An 18,084-nucleotide genomic window follows, 5' to 3' on the forward strand; every position below is an offset into this window, starting at 1 on the left:
AGAGTCGCCATGACCACCGACAAGGCCCTCGAACCCGCGATCCGGGTACAGGGCATCGAGAAGTCTTTCGACGACCTGCATGTGCTGCGGGGGGTCGACCTCGAGGTGAAGGCCGGGAGCATCTTCGCGCTGCTCGGCTCGAACGGAGCGGGCAAGACCACCCTGGTGAAGATCCTGTCGACGCTGCTGAAGCCCGACGCGGGCACCGCCACGGTGCACGGTTTCGACGTGGCCGCGAAGCCCGGCGACGTGCGTGAGTCGATCAGCCTCACGGGCCAGTTCGCTGCGGTCGACGAGGTCCTCACGGGCAGGGAGAACCTTGTTCTCATCGCCCGGCTGCGGCACCTGAAGGACCCGGGCAAGATCGCCGACGACCTGCTCGCGCGCTTCTCGCTCACCGAGGCGGGGGGCCGCAGGGCGGCGACGTACTCGGGCGGCATGCGCCGCCGGCTGGATATCGCGATGAGCTTGATCGGCGACCCGCCGGTCATCTTCCTCGACGAGCCCACCACCGGGCTGGACCCGCAGGCGCGGATCGAGGTGTGGCAGACCGTCAAGCGGCTCGCCCAGGGTGGCACCACGGTGCTGCTGACCACCCAGTACCTCGACGAGGCCGAGCAGCTCGCCGACCGGATCGCGATCCTGCACCGGGGCACGATCATCCAGAACGGCACCCTCGCCGAGCTCAAGCAGCTCCTGCCGCCCGCCAAGGTCGAGTACGTCGAGAAGCAGCCGTCCCTCGAGGACGTCTTCCTCGCGCTCGTCGGCGAGACGGGCATCTCTGACGACGACCGCACCGGCGGCGTCGTCCCGGCTGGAAAGGAATCCCGATGACCACCGCCGTCCTCAGCGACACCCGCGTCCTCACCGGTCGCTCGCTGCGCCACATCCTGCGTAGCCCCGACACGATCATCACCACCGCGATCACCCCGATCGCCCTGATGCTGCTGTTCGTCTACGTGCTGGGGGGCGCGATCAACACCGGGTCCAGCGAGTCGTACGTCAACTACATGCTGCCCGGCATCCTGCTCATCACGATCGCGATGGGCACGTCGTACACGTCCTACCGGCTGTTCCTCGACGTGCAGGGTGGCATCTTCGAGCGCTTCCAGTCCATGCCGATCGCGAGGTCGAGCGCCCTGTGGGCGCACGTGCTCACGTCGCTGGTCGCAAACCTGGTCTCGGTCGCGATCGTGGTCGGTGTCGCGCTGGTCATGGGCTTCCGCACCGGGGCGTCCGTGGGCGGCTGGCTCGCGGTGGCCGGGATCCTGGTCCTGTTCACCCTCACGCTCACCTGGCTCGCGGTGATCGCCGGGCTCTCGGCGAAGTCGGTCGACGGCGCGAGCGCATTCAGCTACCCGCTGATCTTCCTGCCGTTCATCAGCTCGGCGTTCGTGCCCACCGAGACGATGCCCGGCCCGGTCGCCTGGTTCGCCGAGAACCAGCCCGTGACGTCCATCGTGGACACCGTCCGCGCCCTGTTCGCCCAGCAGCCGGTGGGCGACGACATCTGGGTCGCCCTGGCGTGGCTCGTCGGGATCCTGGCGGTGGCGTACGGCGCCGCGATCGCCCGCTACCGCGCCAAGATTCGCTGAGCGCGCCCTGCATGATCGTGTTGTGGGCGTGATTTCGGGGACTATTCGCGACCGAATAGTCCCCGAAATCACGCCCACAACACGATCAGAGACCGAGGGCGGCCTTCCACGCCTCCGGGAGGAGGGCGTAGCCGACGAACGCGACGACGTCGAGCAGGGTGTGCGCGATGACGAGCGGCACCACCCGGTGCCGCCCCCACCTGCTGGTGTAGAACCACGAGAAGACGACGCCCATCACGACGTTGCCGAGGAACGGGCCGATGCCCTGGTACAGGTGGTACGAGCCGCGCAGCAGCGAGCTGGCGACGATGAACCACAGCCGGGACCAGCCGAGGTCGCGCGTGCGCTCGTGCAGGTAGGCGACCGCGATCACCTCCTCGAGCAGCCCGTTCTGCAGGGCGGCGAGGATCAGCACGGGCACCGTCCACCAGTGCTCGGCGAGCGCGCTGGCCTGCACGGACACGGTGATCCCGAGCGCCCGCCCGAGCAGGTAGAACGCCAGCCCGGGGATGCCGATGGCGGCGGCGAGGCCGAACCCCCACGCGACGTCGCCTCCGGGCCGGGCGCCGGCCAGCCCCCAGTCGAGGCCGATCCGCCGGCGCGTGCCGGTCCACGTGGCCGTCGCGCGTCCGCTGAGCAGGTACAGGGCCAGCGCGACGGGCACGAGGGCGAAGCCGATGCTCAGCAGCTGGTAGACGAGGTCGAGCAGCGAGCGCTCGGACTGGCTGGCGTTGAGGGTGGCGGACTGCTCCGCCAGCGGGGTGTCCGCCGTGAGCCGCGCGACGATGTTGACCAGCGCGTACACGCCGCTCTGGCCCAGGCTCAGGCCCAGCACGATCCAGATCTCCGCCGTGGTGCGGCGGCGGGCGGCGGGCGTGGTCGCAGGCGCGACGGGGGCGGGGAGCGCGGGGTGCGGCACGGTCACGCGCCCCAGCGTAGGCCGCGCCGCGCCCTGGGAACGGCAACCTAGGCACCACCTCGAGGCGGTCACCGGGCGGGGCGCAGGTGGCCCCGAGGTGGTGCCGGGCAGGGATCATCCGTCCTGACGGGGCGGGCGACCCGGACGCCGCGTGGGGGCCGCGTCGCGCGGCAGCCGCCCGGCGTCCTTCAACGCCCGGCGCAGCAGCAGGTCGATCTGCGCGTTGACGCTGCGCAGGTCGTCGGCCGCCCACCGGGCGAGCGCGTCGTGGATCGCCGGGTCGAGCCGCAGCAGCACCTGCTTGCGGGTGGGCCGGGCGGTGCGCCCGGAACCCGGGGGCGCCGTCTCGTCACCGGGTCCGGTGCCGGCGGGCGTCACTGGTACAGCGAGCCCGCGTTGACGACGGGCGTCGCCCGGCTCTCGCCGCACAGCACCACCAGCAGGTTGGAGACCATCGTGGCTCGCCGCTCGTCGTCGAGCGTGACGATGCCGTCCGCCTCGAGCCGGCCGAGCGCGTCCTCGACCATCGACACCGCGCCGTCGACGATGCGGGACCGGGCCGCGATGATCGCGCCCGCCTGCTGGCGCTGCAGCATGGCCTGGGCGATCTCGGGGGCGTAGGCGAGGTTGGAGATGCGGGCCTCGACGACCTCGACGCCGGCGACGGTGACCCGCGCCGCGACCTCCGCTGCGATCTCCTCGGACACGAGCTCCGTGGCCCCGCGCAGTGACTCGACGTCGTCGCCGCCGTCGTACGGGTGGGACATGGCGACGTGGCGCAGCGCGGACTCCGCCTGCACCGAGACGAAGTCGTCGTAGTCCTCCACGGCGAAGCTTGCCCTGGCTGTGTCGGCCACCTGCCAGACGACGATGGCGGCGATGTTGATCGGGTTGCCGTCCGCGTCGTTGACCTTGAGCTCGCTGGTCTCGAAGTTGCGCACGCGCACGGACACCCGGCGGCTGGTGGTCAGCGGCACGGTGACGACGAGTCCCGTTCGCCGGATCGTGCCCAGGTAGCGGCCGAAGAGCTGCACGACGAGTGTCCGGCCGGGGCTGATGACGCCCACCCCGGTGAGCAGCAGGATGCCGACCAGGATGGCGACGATGCCGAGGACGACCCCCGCAGGGCTTCCCGTCGTCATCGTGAGGATGCCGCCGAGCACGAGCACCACCGTCAGGAGCACGGCGAGAAGTGCGCCGCCGGCGCCGAGCGACCAGGCCGCGCGCTCCTCGACGTCGACCCGGGTGCCGTCGTGGCCGACGGGTCGGCCGGCGGGCGCGCCTCCGGTGGTGGCCTGCGTCGGGGGAGGTGCGTCCGTCATCGTGTGCTCCTGGGTCGGTCCGGTTGATGCGATATCAAAGTGATATCACATTAATCTCGCCGTGCGCCAGGCACACCGGGGTCTTGCCGGACGCCTCACAACGTGCCAAGATCGCAAACAGGTTTGCCACACAAACTCCTTTGCGAGGTATCGATGACCGCTATCCCCGACCGACCCGACGACGCCGAGCTGGCCGCGGCCGACTCGCTCCGCCTCATCCGCGAGCAGCAGGACCGCGCCCGCTCGGCCCTCGAGCCGGACGGCCGTGCGCTCTACGGCGCGTGGGGCGCCGCGTGGCTCGCGGGCTACCTGGTGCTGTGGACCAGCGCGCGGGGGCGCGAGCAGCCCGAGGCATGGGCGTACTGGGTCTTCGCGGGCGCCATCGCGGCCGCCGTCGTCTTCACGATGGTGCACACCATCAGCCGGACGGCGGGCGTGCGCGGCGTCTCGGCCCGCGCCGGGGCGATGTACGGCTGGTCGTGGATGCTCGGCTTCCTCACCTTCAGTGTCTTCCTCGGCGGGCTGGCCCGGGCCGGCGCGGACGCGGAGGTCATGGCACTGGCCAGCAACGGCGGGGCCTGCCTCGTCGTCGGGCTGCTCTACCTGGGCGGGGGCGCGGCGTTCGGCGACCGGAGCCTGTTCGTGCTCGGCGCGTGGATCCTCCTCGTCGCGGGGGCCGCGACGCTCGTCGGCCTGCCCGGCACCTACCTCGTGATGGCGCTCGCGGGCGGCGGCGGGTTCCTCGTGATGGCGGGCATCGAGCACCTGCGCCTCGCCCGCCGGCGGCGCCGCTCCGGTGAGGAGGCGCGCCGTGCCTGACGCCCTCGACCCGGTCATCCACGCCCCCGCGCGGTTGCGCGTCGTCGCGACGCTCGCGGCGCTCGGCGCCGGCGACGAGCTGAGCTTCCCCAAGCTGCAGAAGCTGCTCGACATGACCGCCGGCAACCTGTCCACCCACCTGCGCAAGCTCGAGGACGCCGGCTACGTCCGCGTCACCAAGACCCATGAGGGCCGCACCCCAGCGACGTACCTCGCGCTCACCCCCCACGGGCGGCGCGCGTTCGAGGACTACACCGAGGCCCTCACCGGCCTCCTGAGAGGAGCCGGATCATGACCCGCACCCGACCACCTGAACGCGCCCCCGCCCCGGCGGGCGCGCGGAGCCTGGAGCGCGCGCCCGCCGTCGTCGCCGTGGACCGTGCGCGCCGCCGCTTCGGCGACGTCGTCGCGCTCGACGACGTGAGCCTCGACGTCGGGCCCGGCGAGCTCGTGGGGCTGCTCGGGCCCAACGGCGCCGGGAAGTCCACGCTGCTGTCGCTGATCAGCGGCCAACGGCGGCCCGACTCCGGGACGGTGCGCCTGCTGGGCGGCGACCCGCGCGACGCGGCCAGCCGGCGTGGCCTCGGCATCACCCCGCAGGAGACGGGGCTACCTGCGACCCTGCGGGTCCGGGAGGTGGTCGACTTCGTCGGCGGCCACTTCGCCGACCCTGTGCCGACCGGCGAGCTGCTGGAGCAGTTCGGCCTCGCCGACCTGGCCCGGCGCCAGACGGGCGCGCTGTCCGGGGGGCAGAAGCGGCGCCTGGCCGTCGCGCTGTCCCTGGTCGGGCGGCCGAAGGTCGTGCTGCTCGACGAGCCGACCACCGGCCTCGACGTCGGCGCCCGTCAGGCCCTGTGGGACGCGATCCGCGTCTACCACGCCGGCGGCGGCACGGTGCTGCTCACCAGCCACTACCTCGAGGAGGTGCAGGCGCTCGCGCAGCGCGTCGTCGTCATCGACCGCGGCGTGGTGCGGGCCGACGACAGCCTCGACGCCATCCTGAGCCGCGTGGGGCTGCGGCGGGTCCTGGTGCGCTCGTCGGCGGAGCTCGCCGGGTGGCCGGGCGTCGTGCGGGCCGAGCGGCTCGACGACGGGCAGCAGGAGCTGTATACCGCGGACGCGGACGCGCTGGTGCGCGACATCGTCCGGGCGGACGTCGAGTTCGCCGACCTCCAGATCCGGGGTGCGAGCCTCGAGGAGGCCTTCGAGGAGATGGTGGCAATGGGGGCGGACCGATGAGCACCACGACTCGCGCGACCAGGAGCACGACGCCGGCGCCCACGGGTGGGCCGGGCGTGCTGCAGCTGACGTGGCTGCACCTGCGCTACCAGTTCCTCGAGACCGTGCGGGTGCCGATCGCGGTGCTCGGCAACATGCTCTTCCCGGCGCTGGCGATGTTCTTCTTCGTCGTGCCGCAGCGCGACGTGGCGCAGAACCCGCTGTGGGCCACGATGTCCGTCGCGAGCCTCGGGCTGTTCGCTGTCTGCTCCGCGAGCCTGTTCACCTACGGGCTCGGCGTGGCCGAGGATCGGCAGCTCCCTTTCGATCCGTTCCTGCGCTCCCTGCCCGCCGGCCCGGGGCCGCGGATGGTGGCGCGGATCGGCAACGGCGCGATCTTCGCGCTGTTCGGCCTGGTGCCCCTGATCCTCATCGGCTGGCTGTTCACCGCCGCGACCGTCACGTGGGGGCAGCTGCTGGCCGGGGTCAGCACCACACTTCTGGTCTCCGTGCCGTTCGTTCTGTTGGGCATGGCGGTGGGGTACTCGCTGTCCGCCAAGGCGGCGCTGCCGGTGGTGCAGGTGATCCTGTTCCCGCTGTCGTTCGCGGGCGGGCTGTTCCTGCCGCCGCAGATGTTCCCGCCGTGGCTCGACGCGATCTCGCAGGCCACGCCGACCAGGGCCGGTCGTGACCTGCTGGTGCAGGCCCTCACCGGGGAGCCCGCCTACCCGTTGGCGTGGCTCGTGCTGCTCGGCTGGACGGCGCTGTTCGCCGCACTCGCCGTGTGGGCCTACCGCCGCGACGAGGGGCGCCGCTTCCGCTGACCCCGACGCTGTGAGGTGGGACGGCGAGATGCTCGTTCGGTTCCAGTCGCCCACGCCGGGGAAGCGCGGCGTGCACACCGGCGTCTTCGGGCTCACGAACGTCCTCGGGCGCGGCGGCCGGCTGACGCCGGAGGAGCACGCTGGGCGTTCTGACCTGTGCGTTGTGGGCGTGAGATCGGGGACTATCGGACCTCGGATAGTCCCCGATCTCACGCCCACAACGTCCGACGGAGGTCAGGCGGCGCGGCGGAGGCGGAGCGAGTTGCCGACCACGATGACGGACGACGCGGCCATGGCCGCCCCAGCGATCATCGGGTTGAGCAGGCCCGTCGCGGCGAGCGGGATCGCCGCCACGTTGTACGCGAACGCCCAGAACAGGTTCTGCTTGATCACGCGCAGCGTGTGCCGGGACAGGCGGACGGCGGCCGGGGCGGAGCGCAGGTCGCCGCGGACCAGCGTGATGTCGCTCGCCTCGATCGCGACGTCGGTGCCCGTGCCCATGGCCAGCCCCAGGTCGGCGGTGGCGAGGGCGGCGGCGTCGTTCACGCCGTCGCCGACCATTGCGACCACGCGGCCCTCGCCCTGCAGCCGGGCCACGACGGCCGCCTTGTCCTGCGGCAGCACGCGGGCGATCACGTCGTCGGGCGCGATCCCGACCTCGTGGGCTGCGACCCGGGCCGCGCCCGCGCCGTCGCCGGTGAGGAGCATGGGCCGCAGGCCGAGGTCGCGCAGCTCGGCCACCGCGCGGGCAGACGTCGCCTTGACCGGGTCGCGCAGCACGACCACGCCGCGGGCGGCGCCGTCCCAGGCGACGACGACCGCGCTCGCCCCGGTCACCTCGGCCTCGTCGAACGCCGCGGCGAGGTCGTCTCCCAGCGTGACGCCCTGGCCGGCGAGCCACGACGGCTGTCCGACCAGCACGCGCCGCGCGTTCAGGCCGCCGTCGGCGGCGAGGCCGGCCAGCCCCGAGTGCGCGCGGCGCACCACGGCCCGGACGCCGCCGCCCGGCGCGGACTCGAAGTCGAACGCCTGCAGCGACCCGATCGTCACGCCGTCCGCGCCGACGTCGCCCCCGCCCGACGAGTTGTCAGGGCCAGGAGCACCGGAACCTGCGTATGGTCCTGACAGCTCGGAGGCGGCGTCGGCGATCGCGCGGGCGATGGGGTGCTCGCTCAGCGACTCGACGGCACCGGCGTAGGCCAGCACCTCCCGCTCCCGCGAGTTGTCAGGGCCAGGACCATGAATGCGTGCGCCTGGCCCTGACAACTCCGGGGTGACGACCCGCTCCACCGCCATGCGGCCCTCGGTGACGGTGCCGGTCTTGTCGAGCACCACCGTGTCGACGCGGCGCGTGGACTCCAGGATCTCCGGCCCCTTGATGAGGATGCCGAGCTGTGCGCCCCGGCCGGTGCCGACCAGGAGGGCAGTCGGGGTCGCCAGCCCGAGGGCGCACGGGCACGCGATGATGAGCACGGCCACGGCGGCGGTGAAGGCGAACTGGGCGTCGGCGCCCGCGAGCAGCCAGACCACCAGCGTGAGCACCGACAGCCCCAGCACGACCGGCACGAAGACGGCCGAGATCCGGTCCGCCAGTCGCGCGACCGGTGCCTTGCCCGTCTGCGCCCGCGTGACGAGCCGGCCGATCTGGGCGAGCGTCGTCTCCTCGCCCACGCGGGTGGCGCGCACCAGCAGGTGACCCGACGTGTTGACGGTCGCGCCGGTCACGGCGTCCCCGGGGCCGACGTCCGCGGGCACGGGCTCGCCCGTGAGCAGCGACGTGTCGAGCGCGCTCGCGCCCTCGACCACCTCGCCGTCGGTGGCGACCTTCTCGCCCGGACGCACCACGAACACGTCGCCGACGGCCAGCTCGGCCACCGGTACGCGCTCGGTGAGGCGGGCGCCGTCCGGCCCGACGGCGGGCGTGCCGTCCGCGGCCAGGCGCACCCGCTCGGCGTCCTTGGCGCCGAGCTCCAGCAGCGCGCGCAGCGCGTCGCCCGCGCGGCGGCGGGAGCGGTGCTCGGCGTACCGGCCGGCGAGGAGGAACGTCGTGACGACGGCCGCGACCTCGAAGTACAGCTCGGGCGCGCCCTCGGCCGCCGACGGCAGCAGCGACGGCCGCATCCGCATCCCCAACTCGCCGGTGCCCCCGAGCGTCAGCGCCCACAGCGACCACAGGGATGCGGCGATCACGCCGAGCGAGACCAGCGTGTCCATCGTCGACGCGCCGTGCCGGGCGGCGCGCGCCGCCGCCGTGTGGAACGGCCATGCGCCCCACGCCACCACCGGCAGCGCCAGCGCCGCGACCACCCACTGCCAGCCCGTGAACTGCAGCGCGGGGATCATCGACAGCGCCACGACGGGCACGGTGAGCACGGCCGAAGCGCGCAGCCGGCGCAGCAGGTCCGTGCCGCGGGCGTCCCCGCGGGTCGAGCTCGTCGGAACCGTGGTCTCGACAGGCTCGACCGACGGGGTCGGCTCGACCGACGGGGTCGGCTCGACCGGTGGGGTGGTCTCGTCCGGTGGGGTGGTCTCGTCCGGTGGGGTGGTCTCGTCCGGTGGGGTGGTCTCGTGCGACGGGGTGGTCTCGACCGACGGGGTGCGCTTCGGGGCGACGTCGCGCCGCGCGGTGACGCTGGCGCCGTAGCCGGCCTTCTCGACGGCCTCGACGAGCGCGGCGTCGTCGACGGGGGCGGTGAGCTCGACGTGCGCGCTCTCCAGCGGCAGGTTCACGGTGGCCGTGACGCCGTCGACGCGGTTGAGCCGCTTCTCGACGCGGGCCACGCACGACGCGCAGGTCATGCCCTCGATCGCGAGGTCGACCTCGAGGATCGATGCCGGGGGAGTATCGGCGGCGTCCGGGCGGGACGTCTCAGTGGGGGTGGTCATGGGTGACTCCTGGGGATTCCGGGTCGGAGGTCACCCGCGACGGCCCGGGGTGGCGGGGTCGCGGTGGGGGCGCCGGTCGGGTGGACGTCGGCGCGGCGCGGAGGGCCTGGGTCGCGGGCGCTCGCACGAGCGCGGGCGACGGTTCGGCAGGCGGTCCGCGGGGCGGTGCGCTCAGGCGCGGGGCGGGACGGACAGGTCGTACGTCTTCGTGGCGGGCGTCCTGGCGGGCTCGGCGGAGGCCGCGCCGGTGCCGCAGCCGCACGCGCAGTCGTGCGCCTCCTGGCGCGCGGGGGCCTGGGCGGCCTGCTGCGCGGCGAGCGCGTCGTTCTGCACGGCGACCGACGCGACGGCGTACCCGGCCTCGTCGACGGCCTCGCGCAGCGCGGCCTCGTCGAGGGGGGCGTCGGAGAAGACGGCGACGTCGGAGGTGCCGCCGGCGTGCAGCTCGACGCTGACGTCCTCGACGCCTGCGACGGCCGAGAGGTCCTTGGTGACGTGCGCGACGCAGTTGCCGCAGGTCATGCCGGTGATGCCCAGGGTGGTGACGGTGCTCATGGTGCTCCTTCGCAATGAGTGGATCGAGTGGGTCGAGCGGATCAGCTACGCACGAGGCGGCCGATGGCGTCGGCGGCCTCCTTGACCTTGGCGGCGCCCTCCGCCTCGGACGAGCGGGCGGCGTCGACGACGCAGTGGCTCAGGTGGTCCTCGACGAGGCCGATGGAGACGGCCTGCAGGGCCTTGGTCACCGCGGACACCTGGGTGAGGATGTCGATGCAGTAGACGTCCTCGTCGATCATGCGCGCGATCCCGCGGACCTGGCCCTCGATGCGACGCATGCGCTTGAGGTAGGCCTCCTTGTCGGAGGCATAACCGTGCGGCCCGTCGTGCTGGTGGGAGCTGTGCGCCGGGGCGTCGGCGGGTGCGGTGGTGTCGGTCATGAGCTCCACGATACCCCTAGGGGGTAAGGTGTCAAGCGATGCCGGGGCCCCGGCGACCTCGCAGGGCACGTCTCGCTCATCGCGTCGACATCCTCTTCGAGCCCGACGTGCTCTTCGAGCCCGACGTGCTCGTCGAGATCGAGGCGTACGCCGTCCTCGACTGACCGGGTGGCCGGGGGGATCAGGTGATGCGGAAGGGCGCGACCCGGCCGTCGAGACCGCATGCTCGGTCAGGCGCGGGCGCGGTCATGCGCGGGCTCGGACGGAACGGGCTCGGCGTCGACGGCGATGCGCAGCGCCGCGACCAGGTCGCGGTACAGCTCGTCCGAGGCGTGGAGCTCCTCGTGGGTGCCGCCCGCACGGATGCGCCCGCCCTCCATGACGAGGATCCGGTCCGCGTCGAGCACGGTGGACAGCCGGTGGGCCACCGTGACGACCGCGCCGTGCCGGGTGTGGGCGCGGATCGCGTCGTGGATCGCGGCCTCCGTCAGGCCGTCCACCTGCGACGTCGCCTCGTCCAGCAGCAGCACCTCCGGCTCCTTGAGCAACGCGCGGGCGAGGGCGATCCGCTGCCGCTGCCCGCCCGAGACGGCGGACGACACGAGGGACGTGTCCAGCCCGTCGGGCAGCGCCTCCAGGTCGTCGGCGAGTCGTACGGCCCGCAGCACCTCCTGCACCCGCTCCGGGGTGGCGTCCGGGCGGCTGAACAGCAGGTTCTCCCGGATGGTGCCGGGCACCACGGGCGTCTCCTGCTCCACGTACGCGAACCGGGCGCGGACGTCCGCGTGGCCCAGGTCCCGGTACGGCACGCCGTCCAGCCGGATCTCGCCCCCGGACGGCTCGATGAACCGCAGCAGCAGCGACAGCAGGGTCGTCTTGCCTGCGCCCGACGGCCCGACGAGCGCGACGTGCCCGCGGCGCGGCACCTCGAGCGAGACGTCGTGCACCACCGGTATGTCGTCCGCGTAGCCGGCGGTGACGCTGTCGAGCACGAGGACGGGCCCGGTGGCGTCGGCCGGCGCGGGCCGCTCCGGGGCGGCGGGGCGCGCGACGTCGTCCGGCTCCTCGAGCTCCATCGTCTCGACCTCGCGGATGCGCTCCGCGGCGGCCAGGCCGGACTGGAGGGTGGTGAACGCCTGGGTCAGCTCGGAGATCGGGCCCACGATGTTGAAGGCGTAGAGCAGGAAGGCGACCAGGCTCGAGACCGCGAGCAGGTCCTCCGACACCCGCCACGCGCCCAGGCCCAGGATGACGATGATCGCGAGCTGGATCCCGCCCCAGGAGACCGTCCACGCGACGGCCTCGATGCGCACCGCCGTCACGGCGTGCTTCCGTGCCTCCCGGGCGTCGTCGAGGATCTTGCGCCCTTGTCGCTCCTCGGCGCCGCTCGCCTTCACCGTGCGCACGGCGCGCACCGCGCCTTCGACGGCGCCACCGAGGCGGCCGACCGCCTCCTGGGTGCGGTGCTGCGCCTTGCCGATGCCGGGCAGCAGGAGACCCATCGCGACCGCGACGACCACGATCGCCACGACGGTGGAGCCGAGCAGCGTGAGGTCGAGCACCGCCATGAGGACGAGCGTGCCGACCAGGGAGATGAACCCGTTCACGAGGCTGACCAGGCTGTTCGACGTCGCCTCGCGCAGCAGCAGCGTGTCGGACGTGACCCGCGTGACCAGCTCTCCGGCCGGCTTCGAGGTGACGGCGCCCACCCGGGCCCGCAGGTAGCGCCGCACGATCGACTCGCGGGCCTCGTAGACGACGTCCTCGGCGAGGCGGCCGAGCAGGATCCACTGGAACAGCGCCACCACCGACCCGACGATCATCAGGACGACGAGCCAGGCGACCGGCCCGCCCATCGAGGTGCCCGTGGACAGCGTGTCGAGCACCCACTTGGTGACCATCGGGGTGGCGAGGCTCATCGCGGTGGCCAGCAGGCCGAGCGCGAGGCCGAGCGCCAGGGTGCGGCGGTGCGGGCGCACGAACCCGAGCAGGATGCGCAGGCGCTCGCGGCCGGTCTTCTCGGGTGTCCTGGTGGCGGGGGTGTCGCCCGGCGTGCCGGAGGCCGGGGGAGTGGTCGCGGGGTCGGTGGCGGTCACGCTGTCAACCATGGTTGACGCTCCTCGGTTCGTCAACCCTTGTTGACGGATGAGTGGGGGCCTAATGCTCCCCAGAGTGGAACACGACTGTTCCAACATGGTCAAGCATTCATCCAGAATTCGGGTGTAGCGTTCCCGCCATGACGGAGGTGCAGGACACGGAGACCGGGGCCCGGGCGCGGACCCGGCGGGCCATCGTCGAGGCGGCGGTGGCGCAGCTCGCCCGCGACGCCGGTGTGTCGCTCGGCCAGATCGCCGACGCCGCGGGGGTGGGCCGCACCACCCTGCACCGGTACTTCCCCGAGCGGTCCGACCTGCTCGAGGCCGTCGCGACGGAGACCGCCGTCCGCCTGGACGAGGTTTACGTGCGCGCGCGGCTCGAGGACGGCACCGCCCGCGAGGCGCTGCGCCGGCTGTGCCCGGAATACCTCCAGCTGGGCGACCTGCTCACGCTGCTGTTCACGGAGGTCGTCCCGGACTCGGCGCTCGAGGGCGACGGTGGGAGCGACGGCGAGGACCCGCTCGCGGCGCTCGTCGCGCGGGGGCACGCCGACGGGAGCATCGACCCCGAGCTCAGCGCGCACTGGGTGGTCGGCACCCTCTGGTCGCAGCTCTACCTGGCGTGGGAGACCCTCCGCGAGGGGCAGGAGTCGCGACACGACGTCGTCCAGCAGCTGATGCGCACGGTCGGCAAGGCCATCGCCCCCTGAGTCCGAAGGCGTCCTCACCCCACGCGGCCGTACCCAGGGGCGGCGCTACCTCACGCGGTCGCCGCGGCGGCCGCCTTCGCTCCGGCGGGCAGGGCATCGAGGATGCGGTTCACGGCGTCGTCGTCGTGCGCGGCGGAGACGAACCAGGCCTCGAAGACCGACGGCGGCAGGTTCACGCCCGCGTCGAGCAGGGCGTGGAACAGGGCGCGGTAGCGGAAGATCTCCTGGGCCTGCGCCCGGGCATAGTCCCGCACGCCGTGCTCGGCCGCGTCCGGCCCGAAGAACGCCGAGAACAGCGAGCCCGCCCGCTGGACGCGATGCGGCACGCCCTCGGCCGACAGCGCGTCGCCGAGCGCCGACGCCAGCGTGTCCGCGACGGCGTCGACGCGGGCGTACACGGCGTCGTCCGCCAGGCGCAGCGTGGTCAGGCCGGCCGCCACCGCCACCGGGTTCCCGGACAGCGTGCCCGCCTGGTACACCGGCCCCGTCGGGGCGAGCTGGTCCATGATCGACGCCGGTCCGCCCAGCGCGGCCACCGGCATCCCGCCTCCCACGACCTTGCCGAAGGTCAGCAGGTCGGGCTCGTAGCCCTCGCCGCCAGCCGAGCTGCCCGTGCGGATCGACTCGTTCTCCAGCCCCCACCAGCCGGACGGACCGACGCGGAAGCCGGTGAGCACCTCGTCCATGACGAACAGCGCGCCGTGCTCGCGGGTGATGCGACGCAGGCCCTCGTTGAAGCCCTCAGCCGGCGGCACCACGCCCATGTTGGCGGGGCTCGCCTCGGTGATGACGGCGGCGATGCGCGGGCCGTGCTGCGCGAACGCAGCCTCGACGGCGGCCAGGTCGTTGTAGGGCAGCACGAGCGTCTCGGCCGCAGACGCCTCCGTGACCCCGGCAGTGCCCGGCATGGCGAGCGTCGCGACGCCCGACCCAGCCTCGGCCAGCAGCGCGTCGACGTGCCCGTGGTAGCAGCCGGCGAACTTCACGATCAGCGGCCGCCCGGTGACGCCGCGCGCGAGCCGCACCGCCGTCATCGTCGCCTCGGTGCCCGTGGACACCAGGCGCACGCGCTCCGCGAGGGGCACCCGCCGGCGGATCTCCTCCGCGAGCTCCACCTCGGCCACGGTGGGCGCGCCGAACGACAGGCCGCGCGCCGCGGCGTCCTGCACCGCGGCGACCACCTCGGGGTGCGCGTGCCCCAGCAGCGCCGGGCCCCACGAGCACACCAGGTCCACGTACTCGCGGCCGGCCACGTCCGTGACGTACGGGCCGCGCGCCGAGGTGAGGAACCGCGGGTCGCCGCCCACCGCCCCGTACGCCCGCACCGGGGAGTTCACGCCGCCGGGGATCGCCGTCTGCGCGCGCAGGAATGCCGCGTGGTTGCTCCGTGCTGAGCCTGTCGAAGTGTCGGCCGGGGGCGTGGCGTCCACCATCGCCGTCTCGATCTGGCCGAAGCCTGCCGTGTCCGTCATCGTGGTCCTTCCGAAAGAGTGTGTCGTGGGCGGGCCAGCGCGCTCAGCGCAGCCAGCCGGCGATCTCGGTGGCCCAGTACGTCAGCACGACGTCGGCCCCGGCCCGCTTGATCGCGGTGACCGACTCGAGCACGGCCCCCTTGCGGTCGATCCAGCCGTTCGCGGCGGCCGCCTCGATCATCGCGTACTCGCCGCTGACCTGGTACGCCGCCACCGGCACGTCGGAACGATCTGCGACGCCGCGCAGCACGTCGAGCGACGTGCCGGCCGGCTTGACCATCACCATGTCGGCGCCCTCGGCCAGGTCGAGGTCGGCCTCGCGCAGCCCCTCGCGGGAGTTGGCCGCGTCCATCTGGTACGTGCGGCGGTCGCCCTGCAGGGCGCTGTCGACGGCGTCGCGGAACGGGCCGTAGAACGCGCTCGCGTACTTGGCGCTGTAGGCGAGGATGCTCACCTGCTCGAAGCCGGCGTCGTCGAGCGCGTCCCGGATGACGGCGACCTGCCCGTCCATCATGCCGCTCGGCGCCACGACCTCCGCGCCCGCCCGGGCCTGCGCGACGGCCGTCGACGCGTACCGGTCGAGCGTCGCGTCGTTGTCCACGATCTGCTCGCCGGCCGGGCCGGCCGTGAGGACCCCGCAGTGCCCGTGGTCCGTGAACTCGTCCAGGCACGTGTCGGCCATGACGACGGGGCCGACGGTCGGTCTCGTCGGGCCCCGTCCGGAGGTTTCGACAGGCTCAACCACCGCGGCCTCGATCTCCGCGACGGCCTCCCGGGCGATCCGGATGCCGCGCTGCAGCACGCCGTCGGGGGCGTCGGCCTGCGTGCCGGTCGCGTCGCGCTCGGCGGGGATGCCGAAGAGCATGACGCCGCCCAGCCCGGCGCGGGCCGCGTCCGCCACGGCGTCGCGCAGCGAGGCCTCGGTGTGCTGCACCTGGCCAGGCATGGACGGGATCGGCGCGGGCGCGTCGAGACCCTCCTTGACGAAGAGCGGCAGCACGAGGTCGGCCGCGTGCAGGCGGGTCTCGGCGGCCAGCCGCCGCATGCGCGGCGTGGTGCGCAGGCGGCGGGGTCGGTAGACGATGCCCGAGGTGCTCACGGGGTCTCCTTGGTGACGGTCGATGCGGGGTTCTGGAGGGCGGTGGCGACGGCCGCGGCGAGCGCGTCGTCGGTGGGGCGGGCGGCGACGGCGGCCACGCGCAGGCCGGCGGCGCGGGCGGCGGCGGCGGACGGCGCTCCGATGGCGACCATCGCCGTCCCGGTGCCCGCCTGGGCGGCGATCTCCCGCGCGACGGAACCGGAGGCGACCACCACGAGGTCGAAGCCGCCGGTCCGGGCGCGGGTCGCGACGTCTTCGGGCAGATCGTGGCGCACCGTGCGGTACGCCGTCACGACGTCCGGCGCCCAGCCGCGGGCGGCGAGCCCGTCGGCAAGCGTCGGGCGGGCGAGGTCGCCGAGGGGGAGCAGCACGCCCGGAGCCCGGGCGGGCGCCGGCGCGAGGTCGGCATCCGGGAAGGCGGCGACGATCCCGGCCGCCGTCGCGTCGTCCGCCGCGGGGAGGAGGTCGACGCGCACGCCGGCCGACTCCAGGGCCTGGCGCGTCGCGGGCCCGACGGCGGCCCACCGGGCCGGGGCAGCCGAGAGGTCGACGCCGGCGCGGGCGGCGGCGTCGGTCAGCGCGTCGACCGCGTTGACGCTGGTCACGACGACCCACGCGTGCTCGCCCCGGGAGGCGCGTCGGACGGCGTCGTCCAGCGGGGCGAGGTCGTGCGCCGGGGCCCGCTCGATCACCGGGGCCACCACGACGTCGTGCCCGGCGGCGCGTAGGCGCGCGACCAGCCCGGCCGCGCGCTCGGGCGCCCGCGCCACCAGCACCGCCGTCGGGCGAAGCTCTGCGGTCACGAGCCCTCCGGGTCGTCGGTGCCGGTGGGGGCGCGCAGCGGGGCGACGTCGGCGCGCGAGGCGACGTCCTCCGGCGCGTGTGGGGCGTCCTCGCCGCCGACGAGGGGGGCGAGCCGCGCCGCGCCGTCGGCGAGCAGCGCCTCGGCGACGCGGACGCCCAGGCCCGTCGCGGCCTCGTCCTGCGCCGTTGCGTCGTGCGGTCCGCCCGCGTCTGCGGCGAGTGCCGCCGCGGCGCTGTGGGTCACCTGCTCCGTGCCGTCCACGCGCGCGACCACCGCGGTGAGCTGCAGCTCGCCGGCCTCGATCCGGGCGTACGCGCCGACGGGCGCGGCGCAGCCCGCCTCGAGCCGCGCGAGCACAGCCCGCTCGGCCAGCACGCACAGCCGGGTGGGGCGGTGGTCGAGCGCGGCGAACGCGTCGCCCAGCGCCGACCCGGCGGCCAGGTCGGCGGTGCGTGCCTCGATGGCCAGCGCGCCCTGCCCGGGGGCGGGGGCGACGACCATCGGGTCGAGCAGCTGAGACACCACCGACGTTCGGCCCAGGCGGGACAGCCCGGCGAACGCGAGGACGACGGCGTCGAGGTCGGCGTCCGGCCCGAGGGCGCGCGCCAGGCGGGTCTCGACGTTGCCGCGGATGTCCACGAGCTCGAGGTCGAGGCGCGCGGCCTTGATCTGTGCGGCCCGGCGCGGGGAGCCGGTGCCGACGCGGGCGCCGCGGGGCAGGGTGTCGAGCGTGAGCCCGTCGCGCGCGCACAGGGCGTCGCGCGGGTCCTCGCGCTCCGGGGTGACGACGGTGAGCTCCGCCGGCTGCGCGGTGGGCAGGTCCTTGAGGGAGTGCACGGCGACGTCGCAACGCCCGTCGAGCAGCGCCTCGCGCAACGCGGTCACGAACACGCCCGTGCCGCCGAGGGACGCCAGGGAGCCGGTCTTCACGTCACCCTCGGTGCGCACGCGCTCGAGCTCCACCGGCCGCCCGAGCAGCTCCTCCAGGCGGCGTGCCACCAGGCCGGACTGCGTCGTGGCGAGGGCGCTGCCGCGGGTGCCGAGACGCAGCGGGGCGGGGTTGGGACGGGGGGTGCTCACCCCTCCAGTGTCGCGCAGCGGCCCGCCCCGTGGACAACCCCGGGCCGCCACGGGGGCCGATCTCACACCGTTCTGCCCGCCGTCCTGACGCGAGGTCATGACAGTGCGTCATCACCCGCCGAGGTAGTCCCGAATTCCGCGAGGTAGTCCCAAATTCCGCGAGGTAGTTCAAAATCTGCCGAGGTAGTTCGATTCTGCGCGAGGTAGCGCACTACCTCGCGCAGAATCGAAGGCGGTCTCAACCGGTCATCGCAACACCCTGATTCTGGATGGGGTGTTTCGGATGGTGCGTGGCGGGATT

At 73.9% G+C, this 18,084-nt stretch carries 19 protein-coding genes; 8 read left to right on the forward strand and 11 right to left on the reverse strand.

Annotated features, from left to right (window positions below; genetic code table 11):
- Positions 1-9 precede the first annotated feature (9 nt).
- Together AC1C2W_RS16745 and AC1C2W_RS16750 are read left to right on the forward strand one after the other, a co-directional pair.
- The gene (locus AC1C2W_RS16745) at positions 10-834 is read left to right on the forward strand and encodes an ABC transporter ATP-binding protein (RefSeq protein WP_495390660.1); all 825 of its coding nucleotides are present in this window, start codon (positions 10-12) and stop codon (positions 832-834) included.
- Positions 831-1,595, forward strand: a complete 765-nt coding sequence (locus AC1C2W_RS16750) for an ABC transporter permease (protein WP_495413750.1) — start codon at positions 831-833, stop codon at positions 1,593-1,595. The genes AC1C2W_RS16745 and AC1C2W_RS16750 overlap by 4 nt, the downstream gene beginning before the upstream one ends.
- 85 nt (positions 1,596-1,680) lie before the next feature.
- Here AC1C2W_RS16750 and AC1C2W_RS16755 read toward each other — a convergent pair whose 3' ends face one another.
- The 3 genes from AC1C2W_RS16755 to AC1C2W_RS16765 form a co-directional block, all read right to left on the reverse strand.
- On the reverse strand, positions 1,681-2,520 hold the full coding sequence (locus tag AC1C2W_RS16755) for a CPBP family intramembrane glutamic endopeptidase (protein WP_495413751.1): 840 nt from the start codon (positions 2,518-2,520) through the stop codon (positions 1,681-1,683).
- Between the two features lie 108 nt (positions 2,521-2,628).
- Positions 2,629-2,892, reverse strand: a complete 264-nt coding sequence (locus AC1C2W_RS16760; protein WP_495390663.1) for a type II toxin-antitoxin system antitoxin — start codon at positions 2,890-2,892, stop codon at positions 2,629-2,631.
- Complete coding sequence (locus AC1C2W_RS16765) at positions 2,889-3,836, reverse strand: SPFH domain-containing protein (RefSeq protein WP_495390664.1); 948 nt, start codon at positions 3,834-3,836, stop codon at positions 2,889-2,891. The genes AC1C2W_RS16760 and AC1C2W_RS16765 overlap by 4 nt, the downstream gene beginning before the upstream one ends.
- 153 nt (positions 3,837-3,989) lie before the next feature.
- Here AC1C2W_RS16765 and AC1C2W_RS16770 point away from each other — a divergent pair, with 153 nt between their 5' ends.
- The 4 genes from AC1C2W_RS16770 to AC1C2W_RS16785 are packed head-to-tail and all read left to right on the forward strand — an operon-like array spanning position 3,990 to position 6,697.
- Positions 3,990-4,655, forward strand: a complete 666-nt coding sequence (locus AC1C2W_RS16770) for a hypothetical protein (protein ID WP_495390665.1) — start codon at positions 3,990-3,992, stop codon at positions 4,653-4,655.
- Positions 4,648-4,950, forward strand: a complete 303-nt coding sequence (locus tag AC1C2W_RS16775; protein WP_495390666.1) for a transcriptional regulator — start codon at positions 4,648-4,650, stop codon at positions 4,948-4,950. The genes AC1C2W_RS16770 and AC1C2W_RS16775 overlap by 8 nt, the downstream gene beginning before the upstream one ends.
- Complete coding sequence (locus tag AC1C2W_RS16780; protein WP_495413752.1) at positions 4,947-5,894, forward strand: ABC transporter ATP-binding protein; 948 nt, start codon at positions 4,947-4,949, stop codon at positions 5,892-5,894. The genes AC1C2W_RS16775 and AC1C2W_RS16780 overlap by 4 nt, the downstream gene beginning before the upstream one ends.
- Positions 5,891-6,697, forward strand: a complete 807-nt coding sequence (locus AC1C2W_RS16785; RefSeq protein ID WP_495413753.1) for an ABC transporter permease — start codon at positions 5,891-5,893, stop codon at positions 6,695-6,697. The genes AC1C2W_RS16780 and AC1C2W_RS16785 overlap by 4 nt, the downstream gene beginning before the upstream one ends.
- 234 nt (positions 6,698-6,931) lie before the next feature.
- Here the strand turns inward: AC1C2W_RS16785 and AC1C2W_RS16790 are convergent, their stop codons facing one another.
- From AC1C2W_RS16790 to AC1C2W_RS16800, 3 genes are all read right to left on the reverse strand, one after another.
- Positions 6,932-9,583: a heavy metal translocating P-type ATPase gene (locus tag AC1C2W_RS16790; protein WP_495413754.1), complete on the reverse strand. Its 2,652-nt coding sequence runs from the start codon at positions 9,581-9,583 to the stop codon at positions 6,932-6,934.
- Positions 9,584-9,754: 171 nt separating this feature from the next.
- Positions 9,755-10,138, reverse strand: coding sequence for a heavy-metal-associated domain-containing protein (locus AC1C2W_RS16795; protein ID WP_495390670.1), 384 nt, complete (start codon positions 10,136-10,138; stop codon positions 9,755-9,757).
- Positions 10,139-10,179: 41 nt separating this feature from the next.
- Positions 10,180-10,521, reverse strand: coding sequence for a metal-sensitive transcriptional regulator (locus AC1C2W_RS16800; protein WP_495390671.1), 342 nt, complete (start codon positions 10,519-10,521; stop codon positions 10,180-10,182).
- Between the two features lie 38 nt (positions 10,522-10,559).
- On the opposite strand from AC1C2W_RS16800, the gene AC1C2W_RS16805 reads away from it, so the two are divergent.
- Positions 10,560-10,685: a hypothetical protein gene (locus AC1C2W_RS16805; RefSeq protein ID WP_495413755.1), complete on the forward strand. Its 126-nt coding sequence runs from the start codon at positions 10,560-10,562 to the stop codon at positions 10,683-10,685.
- 66 nt (positions 10,686-10,751) lie between these two features.
- On the opposite strand, the gene AC1C2W_RS16810 is transcribed toward AC1C2W_RS16805, so the two are convergent.
- The gene (locus AC1C2W_RS16810; RefSeq protein WP_495413756.1) at positions 10,752-12,629 is read right to left on the reverse strand and encodes an ABC transporter ATP-binding protein; all 1,878 of its coding nucleotides are present in this window, start codon (positions 12,627-12,629) and stop codon (positions 10,752-10,754) included.
- Positions 12,630-12,757: 128 nt separating this feature from the next.
- Between AC1C2W_RS16810 and AC1C2W_RS16815 the strand changes: the two genes are divergently transcribed.
- Entirely contained in the window at positions 12,758-13,327 is a 570-nt protein-coding gene (locus AC1C2W_RS16815) for a TetR/AcrR family transcriptional regulator (RefSeq protein WP_495390673.1), read from the forward strand.
- Positions 13,328-13,377: 50 nt separating this feature from the next.
- Here AC1C2W_RS16815 and hemL read toward each other — a convergent pair whose 3' ends face one another.
- From hemL to hemC, 4 genes are all read right to left on the reverse strand, one after another.
- Positions 13,378-14,760, reverse strand: a complete 1,383-nt coding sequence (hemL, locus tag AC1C2W_RS16820; protein WP_495413762.1) for a glutamate-1-semialdehyde 2,1-aminomutase — start codon at positions 14,758-14,760, stop codon at positions 13,378-13,380.
- An 82-nt stretch (positions 14,761-14,842) separates the two neighbouring features.
- Positions 14,843-15,844, reverse strand: a complete 1,002-nt coding sequence (hemB, locus tag AC1C2W_RS16825) for a porphobilinogen synthase (RefSeq protein WP_495413763.1) — start codon at positions 15,842-15,844, stop codon at positions 14,843-14,845.
- 50 nt (positions 15,845-15,894) lie between these two features.
- Positions 15,895-16,701, reverse strand: coding sequence for a uroporphyrinogen-III synthase (locus AC1C2W_RS16830; RefSeq protein ID WP_495413757.1), 807 nt, complete (start codon positions 16,699-16,701; stop codon positions 15,895-15,897).
- Positions 16,698-17,783, reverse strand: coding sequence for a hydroxymethylbilane synthase (hemC, locus tag AC1C2W_RS16835; protein ID WP_495413758.1), 1,086 nt, complete (start codon positions 17,781-17,783; stop codon positions 16,698-16,700). Before hemC ends, AC1C2W_RS16830 begins: the two co-directional genes overlap by 4 nt.
- Positions 17,784-18,084 lie beyond the last annotated feature (301 nt).

It is taken from the genome of Isoptericola sp. Y581 (assembly GCF_059445475.1).

Bases quoted from the DNA above. Each gene is read 5' to 3' on its own strand.
- AC1C2W_RS16745 (WP_495390660.1), top strand. From the start codon at position 10: ATGACCACCGACAAGGCCCTCGAACCCGCGATCCGGGTACAGGGCATC.
- AC1C2W_RS16750 (WP_495413750.1), top strand. From the start codon at position 831: ATGACCACCGCCGTCCTCAGCGACACCCGCGTCCTCACCGGTCGCTCG.
- AC1C2W_RS16765 (WP_495390664.1), bottom strand. From the start codon at position 3,836: ATGACGGACGCACCTCCCCCGACGCAGGCCACCACCGGAGGCGCGCCC.
- AC1C2W_RS16770 (WP_495390665.1), top strand. From the start codon at position 3,990: ATGACCGCTATCCCCGACCGACCCGACGACGCCGAGCTGGCCGCGGCC.
- AC1C2W_RS16780 (WP_495413752.1), top strand. From the start codon at position 4,947: ATGACCCGCACCCGACCACCTGAACGCGCCCCCGCCCCGGCGGGCGCG.
- AC1C2W_RS16785 (WP_495413753.1), top strand. From the start codon at position 5,891: ATGAGCACCACGACTCGCGCGACCAGGAGCACGACGCCGGCGCCCACG.
- AC1C2W_RS16790 (WP_495413754.1), bottom strand. From the start codon at position 9,583: ATGACCACCCCCACTGAGACGTCCCGCCCGGACGCCGCCGATACTCCC.
- AC1C2W_RS16795 (WP_495390670.1), bottom strand. From the start codon at position 10,138: ATGAGCACCGTCACCACCCTGGGCATCACCGGCATGACCTGCGGCAAC.
- AC1C2W_RS16800 (WP_495390671.1), bottom strand. From the start codon at position 10,521: ATGACCGACACCACCGCACCCGCCGACGCCCCGGCGCACAGCTCCCAC.
- AC1C2W_RS16805 (WP_495413755.1), top strand. From the start codon at position 10,560: ATGCCGGGGCCCCGGCGACCTCGCAGGGCACGTCTCGCTCATCGCGTC.
- AC1C2W_RS16810 (WP_495413756.1), bottom strand. From the start codon at position 12,629: ATGGTTGACAGCGTGACCGCCACCGACCCCGCGACCACTCCCCCGGCC.
- AC1C2W_RS16815 (WP_495390673.1), top strand. From the start codon at position 12,758: ATGACGGAGGTGCAGGACACGGAGACCGGGGCCCGGGCGCGGACCCGG.
- hemL (WP_495413762.1), bottom strand. From the start codon at position 14,760: ATGGTGGACGCCACGCCCCCGGCCGACACTTCGACAGGCTCAGCACGG.
- hemB (WP_495413763.1), bottom strand. From the start codon at position 15,844: ATGCGGCGGCTGGCCGCCGAGACCCGCCTGCACGCGGCCGACCTCGTG.